The organism is Streptomyces sp. NPDC007088, assembly GCF_042869355.1.
In the GTDB taxonomy this organism is placed as follows: domain Bacteria; phylum Actinomycetota; class Actinomycetes; order Streptomycetales; family Streptomycetaceae; genus Streptomyces.
Map to the genome: position 1 here is coordinate 373273 of NZ_JBIAFO010000005.1, position 16336 is coordinate 389608.

General features: G+C 75.3%; 12 protein-coding genes. 9 read left to right on the forward strand and 3 right to left on the reverse strand.

Annotation, left to right across the window (positions count from 1 at the left end; translation table 11 throughout):
• Positions 1-57 precede the first annotated feature (57 nt).
• Entirely contained in the window at positions 58-252 is a 195-nt protein-coding gene (locus tag ACFYMP_RS11345; RefSeq protein ID WP_363147976.1) for a hypothetical protein, read from the reverse strand.
• A gap of 323 nt (positions 253-575) precedes the next feature.
• Between ACFYMP_RS11345 and ACFYMP_RS11350 the strand changes: the two genes are divergently transcribed.
• The 5 genes from ACFYMP_RS11350 to ACFYMP_RS11370 all read left to right on the forward strand — a co-directional run bounded on the left by ACFYMP_RS11350 (position 576) and on the right by ACFYMP_RS11370 (position 10248).
• Positions 576-989: an ankyrin repeat domain-containing protein gene (locus ACFYMP_RS11350; RefSeq protein ID WP_388854186.1), complete on the forward strand. Its 414-nt coding sequence runs from the start codon at positions 576-578 to the stop codon at positions 987-989.
• A 313-nt stretch (positions 990-1302) separates the two neighbouring features.
• Positions 1303-2721, forward strand: coding sequence for a HEAT repeat domain-containing protein (locus ACFYMP_RS11355; protein ID WP_388854189.1), 1419 nt, complete (start codon positions 1303-1305; stop codon positions 2719-2721).
• Between the two features lie 241 nt (positions 2722-2962).
• Positions 2963-4507, forward strand: a complete 1545-nt coding sequence (locus ACFYMP_RS11360; protein ID WP_388854192.1) for a hypothetical protein — start codon at positions 2963-2965, stop codon at positions 4505-4507.
• Positions 4508-4599: 92 nt separating this feature from the next.
• Positions 4600-5487: a hypothetical protein gene (locus ACFYMP_RS11365; protein WP_388854195.1), complete on the forward strand. Its 888-nt coding sequence runs from the start codon at positions 4600-4602 to the stop codon at positions 5485-5487.
• Positions 5488-5547: 60 nt separating this feature from the next.
• On the forward strand, positions 5548-10248 hold the full coding sequence (locus ACFYMP_RS11370; protein ID WP_388854198.1) for a hypothetical protein: 4701 nt from the start codon (positions 5548-5550) through the stop codon (positions 10246-10248).
• Between the two features lie 74 nt (positions 10249-10322).
• Here the strand turns inward: ACFYMP_RS11370 and ACFYMP_RS11375 are convergent, their stop codons facing one another.
• Positions 10323-11033, reverse strand: coding sequence for a hypothetical protein (locus ACFYMP_RS11375; RefSeq protein ID WP_388854201.1), 711 nt, complete (start codon positions 11031-11033; stop codon positions 10323-10325).
• Between the two features lie 416 nt (positions 11034-11449).
• Between ACFYMP_RS11375 and ACFYMP_RS11380 the strand changes: the two genes are divergently transcribed.
• The 4 genes from ACFYMP_RS11380 to ACFYMP_RS11395 all read left to right on the forward strand — a co-directional run bounded on the left by ACFYMP_RS11380 (position 11450) and on the right by ACFYMP_RS11395 (position 15814).
• Positions 11450-14296 carry a nitrate- and nitrite sensing domain-containing protein gene (locus ACFYMP_RS11380; RefSeq protein ID WP_388854204.1) on the forward strand — a complete coding sequence of 949 codons (2847 nt, stop codon included), beginning with the start codon at positions 11450-11452 and terminating at the stop codon, positions 14294-14296.
• The gene (locus tag ACFYMP_RS11385; protein ID WP_388854207.1) at positions 14293-14739 is read left to right on the forward strand and encodes a roadblock/LC7 domain-containing protein; all 447 of its coding nucleotides are present in this window, start codon (positions 14293-14295) and stop codon (positions 14737-14739) included. Before ACFYMP_RS11380 ends, ACFYMP_RS11385 begins: the two co-directional genes overlap by 4 nt.
• Positions 14740-14748: 9 nt before the next feature.
• On the forward strand, positions 14749-15144 hold the full coding sequence (locus tag ACFYMP_RS11390; protein ID WP_388854210.1) for a DUF742 domain-containing protein: 396 nt from the start codon (positions 14749-14751) through the stop codon (positions 15142-15144).
• A gap of 73 nt (positions 15145-15217) precedes the next feature.
• Positions 15218-15814 (forward strand): ATP/GTP-binding protein, encoded by a 597-nt coding sequence (locus tag ACFYMP_RS11395; protein WP_388854213.1) that lies wholly within the window; start codon positions 15218-15220, stop codon positions 15812-15814.
• A gap of 55 nt (positions 15815-15869) precedes the next feature.
• On the opposite strand, the gene ACFYMP_RS11400 is transcribed toward ACFYMP_RS11395, so the two are convergent.
• On the reverse strand, positions 15870-16226 hold the full coding sequence (locus ACFYMP_RS11400; RefSeq protein ID WP_388854216.1) for an Mpo1-like protein: 357 nt from the start codon (positions 16224-16226) through the stop codon (positions 15870-15872).
• Between the last annotated feature and the right edge of the window lie 110 nt (positions 16227-16336).

A 16336-nucleotide genomic window follows, 5' to 3' on the forward strand; every position in this document is an offset into this window, starting at 1 on the left:
CCGCGGGGAGGGCGGGCGCACGCCGGGACGCGCGGGGCCCGGCGTGCGTTCGGCCGGTCAGAAGTTCAGGCCGCCCAGCAGACCGGCGAGGCTCGCCCCGCCCGCCTTGATGCTCGGCGCGATCGCGGTACCGGCGAGGTAGAAGCCGAAGAGCGCGCACACCACCATGTGCGAGGGCTTCAGTCCGTCCTTCCTGAAGAACAGGAAGACGATGATGCCGAGCAGGATGACGCCGGAGATGGACAGGATCATGAGGGTTTCTCCTGGTTGAGGGGACAGTCACCATGAGTTCTTCCAGGCTCACAGCATGTATCTATACGACAAAAGGTGCAAATGAGTGAACAACGGACTTTTCTGGTGAGGCGACCGGCCTCCGGCCAGTGCTCCCCAGGCCGGTGGAGCCCGGAATTCCGCCCCTCGCGCGGCGCTGTCGATCTTTGCCGCCCCGGCCCCGGCCCCCGGGCCGCACCGGGCAGTACCCTGGCGATTCACCCGGACGGCCGCGGTGCCGTCTTCCGCCGGGTACGCTCCCGGCCCACCCACGTTCACCCACCTGGACAAGGCGGCCATCGACTGTGAATGACAACGCCCAGGCACCGGACGAGACGCCCGGCCCCGAGGTCGTGGAACTCGCGGGACGTCTCTTCGACTTCGCCCGCGCGGGAGACGCCGAGGCGCTCGCCGCCTACGTCGACGCGGGGGTCCCGGTGAACCTCGGCAACGACCGGGGCGACACCCTCGTCATGCTCGCCGCGTACCACGGCCACGCGGAGGCGGTGCGCGTCCTGCTCGCCCGCGGGGCCGACGCCGACCGGCCCAACGACCGCGGGCAGACCCCGCTCGCGGGGGCCGTCTTCAAGGGCGAGGACGACGTGATCACGGCCCTCCTCGACGGGGGCGCGGACCCCGCCGCCGGCACCCCCTCCGCGATCGAGACGGCCCGGATGTTCGGCAAGGACGAGCTGGTGGCCCGCTTCGGCGTCAATTGATCAACCCCCCGTCCGACCTGCGGAAACAGTGAAAAGCGGAGGCCGATTCCGGGGGTTTTGGGCAGCGCCCGTAAATGCGCTCGCCACAGCCTTCACGGCTGGGTCATCATGACGGCATGGTTCGCGCCGGTGCGCCCCGGGAAGAAGGGGCGCACCACCCGCACCGTGCTCCGGCCCCCCTCGGGGCCATCAACGAGAGGCAGAGGAAGATGGCTGACGACAAGCACCTGACCACGGGTCCACTGACGTGTTGTCGCATCAGGTAACGCGTGAGTCCCCGGTTGCGTCGACAGCTTGATGTGAGGCCCTTCCCATGTTCGAACCGGTCATAGCGCCCAGCGGGACGCTGCTCGGCCTGCTGCAACGCGGGCGCGGCGACGGCACCCTGCACGCGCTCACCGCACCCCGCGCCGAGGCGCTGGCCGCTCTCGACCAGTGCGTGTGCCACGACCCCCGCGCCGACTGGCAGGTGGAGAACCGCTCGCTCTACTACGCCCGTCTCTACCTCGATCTCGACGGCGCGCTCGACCGCGTCGGGCGCCATCTCCTCGGCCCCGAGGACCTTCTCGACCCGGCGGAGTCCCGGACCGGGCTCGCCCTGTCCGTCCTCGGCCACCTCGCCTCCTACGGCCGGTCCGACGCGCTCGCGCTGCTGCGCCGTTACGCCGCCCAGGGCGTCAACTGGGCCTGGGCGCTGGACGAGCTGGCCGTACGCGACGAGGACGAGGCGCTGCGCGCCCTGGCCGCACCGGTACTCGCCCGCTTCCCCGAGGACCCCGAGGGCGAGGCCGATCTCACCGCCGCGGTCCGGGACTCCTACGAGCCCCGGCCCTGGCGGCTGTGGGCCGAGGACACCACCTCCCGGGCCGGTGCCCGGGTCCGGGGCGCCTTCGAACGCGGCTCCTTCGACCGCTGGCAGCGCCAGCTCACCCCCAGCGGGCCCCGGCCCGGCTGGAGCGTCGAGGCGATCCTCGACTGGGCCGAGCAGGGACTGGAGCGCGGTACGGCCCTGCACGTGCCCGCCGCCCGCTGCCTGGTCGCCGTGGCCGGCCCCCAGGACCGCGCCGCACTCCTGACCGCCGCCCGGCACGGAGCGGACGGTGCCCGCTGCGCCGCTCTGCGCTATCTCGCCGACTCCCACGACCCGCTCGCCCTCGACCTCGTCGAGGAGGCCGCGCTCAGCGGCTCCTCCCTCGCGGCGGACGTCGCCCTCGACCTCTTCGAACGCATGGCCTCGGTCGCCGCCGTCGACCGCGCCCGCCGCTGGGCGCACCGCCCCGACCGTCTCGGCGCCGCGGCCGGCCGGCTGCTCGCCTGCCGGGGCGGCAGGCAGGACGCCCCCCTCGTGCTGGGCGCGCTGCGCGAGGCCGTACGCGGGGAGGGCACCGACCACACCGGGCTCGGGCCGCTGCTCGACGGGGCGGGGCGCCTCGGCATCGTGTGCGCGGCCCCCGTGCTGCGGCACGTCTACCGCGAGACCTCCTCCTCGCACCTGCGGGGCCGCGCCGCCCGCGCCCTCGCCACGACGGACGCCTCCTTCGCCGCGGGCTTCGCCGTCGAATGCCTGTGGGACTGCGAGGAGTCCACCCGCGAGATCGCCGCCCGGCACGCCGAGACCGCCGACGCCCGTGTCGTCGCCCAGCTCCGCCGCCTGGCGACCGACCCCGCCGAGGAGGACGAGGTGCAGACCGCCGTACGCGGCCGCATCGGCCCGGACACGGCGGCCGCCTGACCGGCCGTCGGGGGTCCGGGCCGTCCGGACCGGGGCCGCCGGGGGCCGGGGCCGTCCGGACCGAGGGCATCGGGTCCCGGACCCTCCGGCCCGAGCCGGGCACCGACGCCCGCGAGGCCGCGTGGCGCACGCGCGGCTGCCCTTTGGCGGGTGTGCGCCCCTCGCCCCGGCGCGGCTGGGCCGCCCGCGCGGAAAAGCGCCGTTTCGACCGTTGTCGGACCGAGGATCTACTCTGTTCGGCGTGACTTCGCCTGCCGCCCCGGATCTGCTTCCGTCCCAGCTCAGCGCGGGGCCGCGCCCCGCCCCGGGCCCGGCCGCCGACGAGGGGCTGGCCCGGCGGCTGCGCGCGCTCGCCTGCACGGCCCCCCTGCACGACCTGGACGCCCGCAAGGCCAACCTCGCGGGCGAGTACTCCGGGTACGCCATGGCCGAGGTCGCCCTCTCCGCGATCGACCTCGTCACCCTCCACATGGACTTCGACACCGGCGCCGACCACGACGAGATAGTGGCCAGACTCCTGCCCCGGGTGGCCGCCCAGGCCCCGCACCGGCCCGCCGCCGAACACGAACGGGTCGCCCGCTGGGTCCTGGAGAACCTCATCAACGTCGGCAGCGCCGACCGAGGCTTCCGCGCCGTCTACGGCACCTTCGGGCAGGACGGCGACTACGTCCGCAGGGACTACGACTTCAAGCTGATCGAGGAGGTGCCCGGCACCGGCGGCAGCGTCTACCTGCGCACCACCGACGAGGCCGTCAACGTCCTGGTCGGCGCCCTCGACACGGACGTCACCAGCGCCCAGATCGCCGCCGAGGTCAAGCTGGAGGTGCTGGTGAGCCGCGGCAGGCTCGCCGACGCCCAGCTCGCCGCAGAACAGGCCCGCTACCGCACCGTCCAGTACTCCGAGACGCTGCGCCGCGCCCTGGAGGCCACCCGCCGCGACGTACGCGCCGTCGACTGGCTGAACACCGTGCCCGACATGATCGCCGAGGCGCTCGACCACGTCGCCGACCGCTACCGGCACGAGAACGCGATCCTCACCAACATCCGCAAGGCCCGCGACGAGGCGGAGGAGCCCGACAACAAGCGGCGCGCCGCCGAACTCGTCGACATCGTCAAGGACTGCATCCGCCGCCACACCCAGCTCCAGTCCCGGCTGCTGGAGGCCGGCCCCCTGTTCCGCGCCGAACAGGACCGGCAGTCCTTCGCGCCCCGCTCCGGCCGCCCCGGGCTCGACCTCCACGGCCAGCTGCTCGCCCCCGTGCTGCCTCTCCCCGTCGAAGCGGCCCTGCGCGTCACCGACGCGTTCTTCGCGCGCGGCACCGGGCTGCGCACCCCTGTCTCGGTGCGCGTCGGCGACCTCGTGGACCTCCTGCTGACACCTCCGCAGGAGCGTGAGCACCTCGGCGCCGAGATGCCCGAACCCGACCTCGTCACCACCCCCGACGACAGCCGCTTCAGCGAGGAACAACTCGCCCGCGCCACCGCACTGCTGACCCTGGAGTACGAGGCCCCGCGCCGCCTCTCCGGACTGCTCGCGGAAGCCCGCCGCCCGGACCGCCACGGCGACGTGGACGAGGACCTGCCCTATCTCGTCGCGCTGCTCGCCGTGCACGCCGCCAGCCCTCCCTTCGGCACCGCCTACCGCCAGGGCGAGCCCAGCCTCCTGTTCGCCGTGGACGACGGGACCCCGCTGGACGACCCGGAGTTCGGCGGCGCCGACCTGATACTGGGCACGGCGCTCCTCGACGCGGCGGGCACGGCCGCCGACCCCACCGGGCCCGCGTGAGCGCCGGCCCGCCCCTCCGGACCCCGGACCGACGCCCCGGCCCACCCCACCCCGTACGCCCCGACCCACCCCACCGCCCAGGAGCCCCAGCCGTGACCGAGTACGCCGCAGAGCAGCCCTCCTGGGGGGAGTCCGGGAGCCCGGCCCCCGCTCCCGCCGCCCTCACCCCGGCCGACGCGGCGGACGCGGCACGGCTCGTCGCGTTCGGGCTCCAGCCCAGGCTCCAGCCCGCCCGGGACGCCGAGTACGCCGAACTGCTGCGCCGGCATCGCGAGGACCCGGCCTTCGCGCGCCTGGCCGACGCCGTGGCCACCGGACTCGGGCTGATCGTCCTGGAGGTCTCCCCGCGTGCCGGGATGGCGGTGACCGCCGCCGAGGACTCCCTGTTCGCGGTCCGCATGGGCGACTACGCGCGCCGCGCCGCCACCGACACCGCCGACCGCTTCCTGCACGGCCTCGCCCACCTGTCCGTGGCCGCCCTGGCCTTCCCCCGCCCCGAGGATCTCGCCGACGACGGCTACATCGGGCGCCTCACCGTCAACGGGGTGGACGCCTTCGTCCGCCAGGCATGCCGCCGCATCGAGGAGCGCGCCGAGGCCGCCGGGGAGAACACCGACCCTGCCACCGAGGCCCCCGGACTCGAAGCGGCCTGGCGCGTGTGGGCCCGGCGCAGCGCGACCGGCGCCACCAAGGACGCCCGGCGGCTGGCCGGTTCCACGACCGGCATCGTCGCCAAGGCCGTCAGCTTCCTCACCGAGTCCGGCTTCCTCCAGCGCACCGGCGACGAAGCGGGCGGCACCTACCGCACCACGGCCCGCTACCAGCTCCAGGTCCGCGACATGGCGGGCAGCGCCGCCATGGCCGAACTGCTCGAACTGGGCATCGTCCCGGTCAGCGACGGAAGCCCGAGCCTGCTGCCGCCCGAGGACACCGAGGACCTGGATCTGGTCGCCGACGCCGGGCTCCCCTTCCACGGCTGACCCGCCCCGCACGCCCACCGTCCCGCCCCACTCCCGCACCGTCCACGAGAGTCCGCCGCCATGTACGAGCTGTCCCGTATCCGCCTCTACTCCATCGGCCCGGCCGGCGCGCGCTACGCCGACACCGTGCTCGACCTGAGGGGCGTCGGCGAACCCGTGCCCGATCCCGCCCCCGCCCAGGCGGAGTTCTTCGCGGAGGAGCCGGTCGGCCCGCCGCGCCGGCCGGCCCCGGCGGGCGTGCTGTTCCTGGAGAACGGCGGCGGCAAGTCCGTCCTGCTCAAACTCATCTTCTCCGTCATGCTGCCCGGCCACCGCAACACCCTCGGCGGCGCCAGCTCCGGGGTGCTGCGCAAGTTCCTGCTCGCCGAGGACTGCGGACACGTCGCCCTGGAGTGGCAGCACACCCGCACCGGCGAGTACGTCGTCGTCGGCAAGGTCAGCGAGTGGCGTGGCCGGCAGGTGTCCAACGACCCGCGCAAGTTCGCCGAAGCCTGGTACTCCTTCCGGCCCGGCCCCGGAATGAGCCTCGACGCGCTGCCGGTCGCCGAGTCCACCGCCGTACGTCCCCTCGCCGAGGGCGTCTCCGCCGCCCAGGGCAGGCGCCGCACCATGAAGGGGTTCCGGGACGCGCTCGTCGACGCGGGCAAGTTCTACCCCCACCTCGACGTGCACTGGGAGGAGACCCACGAGCGCTGGACCGAGCACCTCGGCGAACTCGGCCTCGACCCCGAACTCTTCCGCTACCAGCGCGAGATGAACGCCGACGAGGGAGAGGCCGCCGGGCTCTTCGCGGTCAAGAAGGACTCCGACTTCACCGACCTGCTGCTGCGCGCCGTCACCGACACCCGGGACACCGACGGACTCGCCGACCTCGTGCACGGCTTCGGCGGGAAACTCGGCCGCCGCGCCGAACTCATCGCCGAACGGGACTTCACCGCCGGCTCCGTCGACCTCCTCGGCCGCATCGTCGACGCCACCGCGAGCCGCTCCCGCAGCCGCGAGATCCACGCCGCCGCCGAGCGCCGCGCCCGCACCCTCGGCCGCCGCCTCGCCACCCGAGCCACCCTCGAACGGGTCCGCTCCGCGGAGCTGGCCGAGCAGGTCACCGCCGCCGGGCACACCGTCACCGAGGCCGGCGCCGCGCGTGGCCGCGCCGCCCTTCTCGCCGCCGAACTCGCCTACCGGCACGCCTCCCTGGCGCTGGCCGCCGCCGAGAAGACGGCCGCCGCCCAGCGCCGCGAACTCGCCGACGCCCGCACGCTGCACTCCGCGTGGCAGGCCGCCGAGACCGTACTGCGTTCGCGTGCCGCCACCGACCGCTCCGCGCGCGTCTCCGCCGCCATCCGCGAGGCCGAACGCGACGCCGCCCCCGCGCTCGCCGCTCGCGCCGCCGCGGCCGCCGACCTCGTCCGCGCCCTTCAGGACGCGGCCGAGGCCGCCGAGGGCCACGCCAACGCCGAGGAGGAGCGCTCCGCGACCCTCCAGGAACACAGCGAGAGCGCCCACCGCGACGCGACGGCCGCCGCCACCGATGCCCAGCGCGCCCGCAGCGACACCGGTCACCTGCGCCAGCGCCTCGCCGAGGTCGAGCAGGAGACCGCGGAGGCGGTCGAGGCGGGCTGGCTCGACGACACCGCCCCCGACGCCGATCCGGCCCGCGCCGCGCTCGCCGCGAGCGACGCCGAGAAGGCCGCGACCGCCGCGTGGGAGACCGCGCGCGCCGCCGCCGCCCGCGCGAACGACCACGCCAAGGAGACCGCGACCGCCGCCGCCCGCACCGAACTGGCCGCGGCCCGCGCCGCCGACGCCGCGAACGCCGCCGACCACGCCCACCGGTCCGAGTACGCCACCGCCGCCGCACTCGCCCGCGAGGAACGCCTCGCGGAACTCCTCGGACTGCCCGGCCACACGGCCGGTGTCCCCCAGCCCCGCCGGGCCGCGGGCAGTGAGGGAGCGCGGACCGGTACGTCCGCGCGCGCCACGGCCGGGGACGAGGGCGACCCCTTCGCGGGCGGCCTGGACGCGTACGGCCTCGACGACAACGCCGAAGCCCTCGGAGAACTGCTCGACCAGTCCGTGACCGGCGCGGAACGGCAGCTCTTCGACCTGCGCACCGCCGCCGCCGACGACTCCCGCATTCTCGGCGCCCTCGGCGACGGCGGACTCCTGCCGCCGGGCCCCGACGTCCTCGCCACCGTCGAGTACCTCGGCGAGCACGGCATCCCCGCCCTGCCCGGCTGGCGCTACCTCGCCCAGGCCGTCGACCCCGCCGACCACAGCGCCGTGCTCGCGGCCCGCCCCGAACTCGTCGACGGCGTCGTCATCACCGACCCCGAGACCCACGGCCGCGCCCGCGAGGTCCTCTCCGGCGCCGCCCTGCTGCCCCGCTCCACGGTCGCCGTCGGCACCGCCGCCGCCCTCCTCGCCCCGGCCACCGGCTCCACCGGGGGAGCGGACGTCTTCCTCGTACCGCCGAACCCGGCGATGCACGACGAGCACGCCGCCGACGAGGAGCGCCAGCAGTTGCGGACCCGGGCCGCCGCCCGCGACGAGGACATCCGCGCGCTCGCGGCCCGGCTCGCCAAGGACCGCGAGCTGTCCGCCCGGCTCGCCTCCTGGCGCTCCGCCTGTCCGCCCGGCCGCCTGCGCGAACTGGAGACGGCCGCCCGCGAGGCCCGGACGGCCGCCGAGGAGGCCGAGCGGCAGCGCGCCGAGGCCCACACCCTGCGGGCCGAGGCCGAGGAGGCCGCCGCCGAGGCCGCCGCCGTCCGCGACCAGCGCCAGGAGGCCGCCCAGCGGGCCCGTCGCGCCGCCGACGCCCTCGCCGGCCTCGCCCACCGGCTGCGGGAACGCGCCACGTGGACGTCCCGGCTGCGCGAACTCGCCGAGGACGCGGCCGAGTCCGAGGCCCGCGCCCAGACCTGCCTGGAGCGCGCCCGCGCCGCCGACGAGGACCGCCGCGCAGCCCAGCGCGCCGCCGACGACGCCCGGCGCACCGCCCGCGCCCTGCGCGCCGAACGCGCCGAGATCGCCGGCGCCCCGGAGGAACTGCCCGAACCCTCCGCGCGGGCCGCCCGCGCCGCCCTGCCCGACCTGCGCGAGGCGTACCGCGCGGCCTCCCAGCTCTACGAGAAGGTCGGGGTCGGCGCCGACCTGCGCGCCGAACAGGCCCGCGCGGAGAGCGACGAGAGCGCCGCCTACGCCGAACTCCACCGGCTCAGCAACAAGGTCCGTACCCGCGCCGCACAGCTCCTCGAAGGCCCCGACGGCGCGGACGGCCCCTCCCGGCAGGCCGCGGCCGGGCGCGCCGAGGCCCTCGTCCAGATGCTGGAGACCCGTGCCTCCACGGCCAGCGAGCAACTGGGGCGACTGCGCGGAGAGGCCGAACGCCTCGCCCCCGAGGAGGGCACCGCCCACACCGAACTGCCCGGGGAACGCGTCCCGGCCGACGCCGAAGCGGCCCAGGCCCTGCTGCGCACCGCGACCGGGGAACTCGCCGAACGCACCACCGCCCTCGACACCGCCCGCGCCGCCCACGCACAGCTCCAGCAGGCCCACCGCACCGCCGAGGAGGCGGCCGCCGGCTTCGAGGAGTCCACCGCCGCGCTGCGTGATCTGCTGCGCGACCCGGCAGATCCCGAGCCCCCGGGACCCGACGCGACGGCGGAGGCCCCCGAGACCTTCGACGGCACCCTCGCCGAGGCCCGTACCGCCACCGCCGAGGCGCGCCGTTCCCTGCGCGGCTGCGCGGCCGACCTGTCCGCCGCCGAGGCCGCGGTCCGCGAGGCGAGCGACATCCTCGTGCGGCACGCCAACTCCACGCGCTACGAACAGGTCCGCACGCCCGCGCGCCAGCAGATCCGCGAACTGCCCGCCGCCGCGCTCCCCGAGCACGCCGCGAAGTGGGCCGAGGCGTTCGCCCCCCGGCTGCGCGTCCTCAGTGACGAACTCGACCAGCTCGAACGCAACCGGGACTCGATCGTGGACCGGCTGCGCGGGCTCGTCGAGTCCTCCCTCGCCACGCTGCGCTCCGCCCAGCGCCTGTCCAGGCTCCCGGAAGGGCTGGGGGAGTGGTCCGGACAGGAGTTCCTGCGCATCCGTTTCGAGGAGCCCGACCACGCGAGCCTCGCCGAACGCCTCGGCGAGGTCATCGACGAGGCGACCCGCTCCGCCGTACGCAAGAACTCCGACCTGCGCCGCGACGGAATGTCCCTGCTGCTGCGCTCGGTCCACGCGGCGCTCCAGCCGCGCGGGGTCAGCGTCGAGATCCTCAAGCCGGACGCGGTGCTGCGCGCCGAGCGGGTCCCGGTCGGGCAGATGGGCGACGTGTTCTCCGGCGGCCAGCTCCTGACCGCGGCGATCGCCCTGTACTGCACGATGGCCGCGCTGCGCTCCAACGACCGGGGCCGCGACAAGCACCGGCACGCCGGCACCCTGTTCCTCGACAACCCCATCGGCCGGGCCAACGCGACGTACCTGCTGGAGCTCCAGCGCGCCGTGGCCGACGCGCTCGGCGTCCAGCTGCTCTACACGACCGGCCTGTTCGACACGACGGCGCTCGCGGAGTTCCCCCTCGTCATCCGTCTGCGCAACGACGCGGATCTGCGCGCCGGGCTGAAGTACATCAGCGTCGAGGAGCACCTGCGCCCCGGACTGCCCGGCCCGACCGACGCCGAGGCGGTGCACGGCGAGATCACCGCCACCCGTATGTACAAGCGACCGGCCGGCGACACGGGGTCCCGCGGCACGGCCACGGTCTGAGCGGGCCGGGAAACGCGGGAGCCACCGGAGTACGGACTCCGGTGGCTCCCGCGTTTCCCGGCGCACACCCGGTGTCAGGCGGCCGCGCTCTCCCGCCGCGTCCGCCCCGCCCCGGTGCGACGGGCTCCGTTCTCCGTGCCCGTCCCGGCCCGCTCGGCGGGCCGGCGGGCGGAGGGGACCGGAGTGGCGGCCCGCGCGGCCACGACCGTCCCGCGCTCCCCGCCCACGCCGGCGTCCCCGTCGGCCGGGTCGCCGGTCCTCTCGCGTGCCGCGTCCCGGGCCGCCGCACGGGCCGCGCGCCGCGCCAGGCGCCGCTCACGCCGCAACTGGCGTGCCGTGCTGCCCGGCAGGGACTCCACACCGTTGCGCTGGTTCCACACCTGGCGGGTCACCCACACGTCGAGCACCGCCCAGGTCGCCACCACGGTGCTGGCCACACTGCTGACCACCATCGGGAAGGCGAGCCAGGAACCGGCGAGCGTGCACAGGAAGGCGGTCACCGCCTGGCTCAGGGTCAGCGCCACGACGATGACCGCGCGCACCGCGGAGGTGCGCACCGGATCGGGCAGCCGACGGCGTACCGCGGGCTCCTCGACCCACAGGGAGTCCCGGCGGACCGACTCCCTCCGCCGGCGCGCGACGTCCGCGTCGGCCTCCGCGTCCTCCCCGTACTCCGCGAGGCTCCAGTCGGGCAGCGGAGTGTCGAAATCCTCTTCAGCTGGTTTCCCGGGGCGGGCCCCCGCACTCTCCCGGACGTCCTCCGCCCCGCGCTCTGCCGTGCTCATCAACCCGTCAACTCCCCACTCTCACGGACCGGACCACCGCCCGGGGGACGCGGGCGGCCTTCCTCTTCGCTGCCCGCCCCACGCGGCTTTACCCGTACGGCCGCGGTACGCCGCTCACCTGCGGCCGGCAGCGGAACCGTTTCCCTACGGACAGACGTACGGCCGGGCCGCGAGGTTCTCCGCCGGTGGCCCCGGTATCCCCGGACTGACCCACCATCTAGTGCGATGAACCGACACCTCCCGAATGGTCCCACGTAAGCCGGGAGAAAAGTAACCGGACATCTCTTCGAGTTGTCGCTGAGGCAGTAGTAGAGTCACGCCGATTCACGAGGAACGTGCGCCCCTTCCCGAAGGGGCCGGTTTCGGTGGCCGCCCGCCGGCCCGGGACCGGCAGGGGGTCGGATCTGGGGGAGACCATGCGCTTTCGCGGGAAATCGATCCGCAGGAAGATCGTGGCGCTGCTCCTGGTGCCGCTGCTCTCGCTGAGCGCCGTCTGGGCCTACGCCACCGTCATCAGCGGCCAGGACGCCTACCGGGTCCTCGGCGTGAACGAACTCCTCGACCACGCCGCCCGGCCTGTCCAGGAAGCCACCCGGGCCCTCCAGCACGAGCGGCTGCGCACCCTCGTCTACCTCGCCGACCCGCGTGGCGCCGACGTCCTCGCGGCCCTGCGGCGCAGCCGGACCGGCACCGACACGGCGCTGGCCAAGGTGGAGGACGTGGCCCGCGACACAGGGCTGCGCGACCGGATGAACCCCACCTCGCGAGCCGAACTCGCCGACCTCGTCGACGGGTTCAAGGACCTCGAATCCATCCGCCGCACCGTCGAGGACAACCGGGTCTCGCGCACCACCGCGCTCGACCTGTACACCCGGCTGATCAGCCCCTGCTTCGGCTTCCTCACCGACCTGCGCTCGGTCAAGGACGTCGCCCTGGACAAGTACGGCCGCGGCGTCGTCGGCATCGACCGCGCACGCGAACTCCTCTCCCGCGAGGACGCCGTCGTCACCGCGGCCCTCACCCAGGAACGGCTGGGGCGCGAGGAGATCCAGAGCGTCTCCGACCTCGTCGCCCAACGTGACCTCGTCTACGAGACCAACCTCGCGCTGCTGCCGGAGAAGGAGCGCGAGGAGTTCACGAAGTACTGGTCCGGCGGCCAGACCTCGGCGCTGCGCGACGCCGAGTACGGAGTGAGCCAGTCCGTGCCCAGCGCCCCGAGCCCGGTGAGCGCCCGCACTTGGTCCGAGGCCTCGGGCACCGTCCTCGACGCCCTCGCCACGCGCAACGACCGGGCCGAGACCCGCTACCGCGACGAGATCAGCCCGTACGCGCACGGGGTGCTGCTGCGGGCCACCCTGGCCGGCGTCCTCGGCCTGCTCGCGCTGCTGCTCTCCCTCTACCTGTCGCTGCGCATCGGCCGCGGACTCGTGCGCGACCTGTCCGGGCTGCGCCGCCAGGCGCACGAGGCGGCGGGGGTGCGGCTGCCCGCCGTCATGCGCAGGCTCGCGGCCGGCGAGGAGATCGACGTCGAGACGGAGACCCCCCGCCTGAGCTACGAGAAGGACGAGATGGGCCAGGTCGGGCAGGCCCTCAACACGCTCCAGCGGGCCGCCGTCGAGGCCGCCGTCCGGCAGGCGGAGCTGCGCCAGGGCGTCTCCGAGGTCTTCGTCAACCTGGCCCGGCGCAGCCAGGTGCTGCTGCACAAGCAGCTCACCCTGCTCGACACGATGGAACGGCGCACCGAGGACACCGACGAACTCGCCGACCTCTTCCGCCTCGACCACCTCACGACCCGTATGCGCCGGCACGCCGAGGGCCTCGTCATCCTGTCGGGCGCGGCGCCCTCGCGGCAGTGGCGCAGACCGGTGCCGCTCATGGACGTCGTACGCGCCGCCGTCTCCGAGGTCGAGGACTACGAACGCATCGAGGTGCGCCGGCTGCCCCGCGTCGCGGTGACCGGCCCCACCGTCGGCGACCTCACCCACCTGCTCGCCGAACTGCTGGAGAACGCCACCGTGTTCTCCCCGCCGCACACCGCTGTCCAGGTCGTCGGCGAGCACGTCGGCAACGGGTTCACGCTGGAGATCCACGACCGCGGCCTCGGCATGGCCCCCGAGGCGCTGCTCGACGCCAACCAGCGCCTCGCCGAGACACCCGAGTTCGAACTGTCCGACACCGACCGCCTCGGTCTGTTCGTGGTCAGCCGGCTGGCCCGGCGCCAGCGCGTGCGGGTCTCCCTCCAGCCCTCCCCGTACGGCGGGACCACCGCCGTCGTGTTCCTGCCCGAGGCCCTGCTGACGGAGGCCGGGGACACCGACGGCGCCGGACTGCGGACCGGTGACCTGCCGCCGTCCCGGCAGGAGCGGGGGCTGCCGCGCCGCACGGCGCGCGAGGGCGCGAGCACGCGGGAACCGGGCCGGGCCCCGGCCGCCGGGCAACCGGTACCGGACGGTCCCGTGGAGCTGGAGGCCCCACTCGGCGCGAAGGGCCTCGACGAGCGGGACGAGACCGACGAGCCGGACGAGGACGGCACGGAGCACGGCGGACTGTTCCGCGCCCGCGGCACCGGCAGGGCCCCCGCCGGCGAGACCGGCGGCGAACAGCACCAGCAGGCCAGGGACGCCCGGGACGAGCGCGAGACGGCGGACGCCGGGACCGCCGGGGGCGCGAACCGGCCGAGGGGCCCGTTGACAGACCTCGGCGCCCTGCCGCGCCGGCCGGTGCCCAAGCTCGTCAGCTCCCACGGCAGGCCGGTGCGCGGGCAGCGCCCGGACGCCGGCGCGGAGGCGGCGCCTACGCGCGGGGCCCCGGTCGCCGCGAGCCCCGCGCCGCCGGGACCGGGGCCTGCCTCGGACGAGGCCACCCCCGCTCCGGCCGCGAGCCGCGCCCCGGGCCCGGCTCCGGCCTCGCCGCCTCCCGCGGCACCCGGGCGTCCGTCCGCCGGACCGGGCGGGCTGCCCCGCCGGGTGCGGCAGGCGAGCCTCGCGCGGCAGTTGCGCGAGGAACCGCCACCCGCCCCGGCGGCGTCCGCGGGGCAGAGCGCCGCCGAACGCGACGCCGACGAGGTCCGCGACCGCATGGCGGCCCTCCAGCAGGGCTGGCAGCGCGGGCGCGTCGAGACGGGCGAGGACCCCGGCGGCACACCGAAGGACACGCCGGCCGGTTCCCGACCGGCCGGGCAGAACGTGGGGCGGACCGGTGCCACCGGACCCGTCCCCGACAGCACAGCGCCACGAACCACACCGGAAAGGGACGGTCGATGACTGCACCAAGGGCCGTTACGACACCCGCGAACGCCGCCCCCGGCGGCACCCGCGAACTCAACTGGCTCCTCGACGATCTGGTCTCCCGGGTAGCGAGCATCCGCAAGGCGATCGTCCTGTCCGGAGACGGACTGCCCACCGGCGTCTCCGAGGACATCGACCGCGAGGACAGCGAGCACCTCGCCGCCGTCGCCTCGGGCTTCCACAGTCTCGCCAAGGGGGTCGGGCGGCACTTCGAGGCGGGCAGCGTCCGGCAGACCATCGTCGAACTGGACGAGGCGTTCCTGTTCGTCTCCGCCGCCGGGGACGGCAGCTGTCTCGCCGTGCTGGCGGGCTCCGACGCCGACGTCGGCCAGATCGCCTACGAGATGACCCTGCTCGTCAAGCGGGTCGGCGCCCACCTGGGCCAGGCCCCCCGCTCCGACGTGTCCGCCGGGGGGTAGAGGCAGGGCATGAGCGACGCCGGTCACGAGAGCGCCCGCTGGTTCGACGACGAGGCGGGCCCGGTCGTACGTCCCTACGCGATGACCCGGGGCCGCACCAGCGGAGCGGGACAGCACCGGCTCGACCTCATCGCGCTCGTCACCGCCGCCTCGCCCCCGCAGGACGCGGCGAGCGACGCGCTGCTGTCCCCCGAGCACATGGACATCCTCGGGCTCTGCGCGAACGCCCCGCAGTCCGTGGCGGAACTCGCGGCCGGGCTCGACCTGCCGGTCGGCGTCGTCCGGGTGCTCGTCGGCGACCTCGCCGAGGGCGAACTGGTCACGGTCACCCGGCCGGTGCCGCCCGCCGAACTGCCCGACGAGAGCATCCTGCGCGATGTCATCGACGGGCTGCGCGCCCTGTGAACCGGGGCCCGCACCGCTCACCCCGCACGTCCCCGCCGCGCACACCGGCGGGGACGGCACGAGAAGAGGCCGTATGAACACCTCACTCGCCCCCGCCGCGCCCCCGGTCACCCTCAAGCTCCTGGTGGCCGGCGGGTTCGGGGTCGGCAAGACCACGCTGGTCGGCGCGGTCAGCGAGATCCGTCCGCTGCGTACCGAGGAAACGCTCACCGAGGCGAGCCGGCCCGTCGACGACATCCGGGGCGTGGAGCACAAACGCACCACGACCGTCGCGATGGACTTCGGCCGCATCACCCTGCGCGAGGACCTCGTCCTGTACCTCTTCGGCACCCCCGGCCAGGACCGGTTCTGGTTCCTGTGGGACGAACTGGCCCAGGGCGCGCTGGGGGCGGCGGTGCTCGTCGACACCCGTCGGCTGGAGGACTCCTTCTCCGCGGTCGACTACTTCGAGCGCCGCGGCATCCCCTTCGTCGTCGCCGTCAACTGCTTCGAGGGCGCCGACCGGCATCCCGCCGCGACCGTCCGCGAGGCCCTCGACCTCGACCCGGACGTCCCGGTCCTGCTGTGCGACGCGCGCGAGCGCGCCTCGGCGAAGACGGTCCTCATCGCGGTCGTGGAACACGCCAGGGCCTTCGCCAGGGCGGCCGGGCAGCCGACCGGCGCCCCGTGAACCCCGGCCCGCCCGGGGCCGCGCGCCGGCCCCGCGCCCGCGCCGCCCGCTCGGCTCACGCGTGCTCGGCGAGCCACTTCCGCGCGGTCTCGGCGAGTTCCGCGTCCCGGCCCGCGAGCATCATGCGGATCATCCGGACGTCCCCGCGCAGCGACCACACCGGATGCCCGAAGGTCGCCGGGTTGTTCCCCTCGATCAGGAAGTGCGCGGGCCAGGCCGTGCCGTAACCGATGAGCGGGAGCGCCACCGCGTACCGTCGCCGTCCGCGCGCCAGCCCGTAGGCGCTCACCGCGAGCCCGGTCAGCGTGCCGCCGAGGTGCACCCACCGGGTCGCCGCCCGCGCGTGCATGGCCACGTAGTAGGGCCAGAACTCCTCGTAGCCGCCGAACCCGGCTTCCGTCGCCTGCTCCATGCGGGCACGGTAGCGCGCGGGGCCCCGACGGGGGAGGGGGGGGGGGGCCCCCCGCGGCCCCCCCCCCCCCGCCCCCGCCCCGCCCGCCCCCCCGGCGGGCCCGGCCCCCC

What these genes read in the sequence shown, in the direction of transcription:
- ACFYMP_RS11390 (WP_388854210.1), top strand. Translation starts at nt 14,749, where the DNA reads ATGAGCGACGCCGGTCACGAGAGCGCCCGCTGGTTCGACGACGAGGCG.
- ACFYMP_RS11370 (WP_388854198.1), top strand. Translation starts at nt 5,548, where the DNA reads ATGTACGAGCTGTCCCGTATCCGCCTCTACTCCATCGGCCCGGCCGGC.
- ACFYMP_RS11380 (WP_388854204.1), top strand. Translation starts at nt 11,450, where the DNA reads ATGCGCTTTCGCGGGAAATCGATCCGCAGGAAGATCGTGGCGCTGCTC.
- ACFYMP_RS11385 (WP_388854207.1), top strand. Translation starts at nt 14,293, where the DNA reads ATGACTGCACCAAGGGCCGTTACGACACCCGCGAACGCCGCCCCCGGC.
- ACFYMP_RS11400 (WP_388854216.1), bottom strand. Translation starts at nt 16,226, where the DNA reads ATGGAGCAGGCGACGGAAGCCGGGTTCGGCGGCTACGAGGAGTTCTGG.
- ACFYMP_RS11375 (WP_388854201.1), bottom strand. Translation starts at nt 11,033, where the DNA reads ATGAGCACGGCAGAGCGCGGGGCGGAGGACGTCCGGGAGAGTGCGGGG.
- ACFYMP_RS11345 (WP_363147976.1), bottom strand. Translation starts at nt 252, where the DNA reads ATGATCCTGTCCATCTCCGGCGTCATCCTGCTCGGCATCATCGTCTTC.
- ACFYMP_RS11395 (WP_388854213.1), top strand. Translation starts at nt 15,218, where the DNA reads ATGAACACCTCACTCGCCCCCGCCGCGCCCCCGGTCACCCTCAAGCTC.
- ACFYMP_RS11355 (WP_388854189.1), top strand. Translation starts at nt 1,303, where the DNA reads ATGTTCGAACCGGTCATAGCGCCCAGCGGGACGCTGCTCGGCCTGCTG.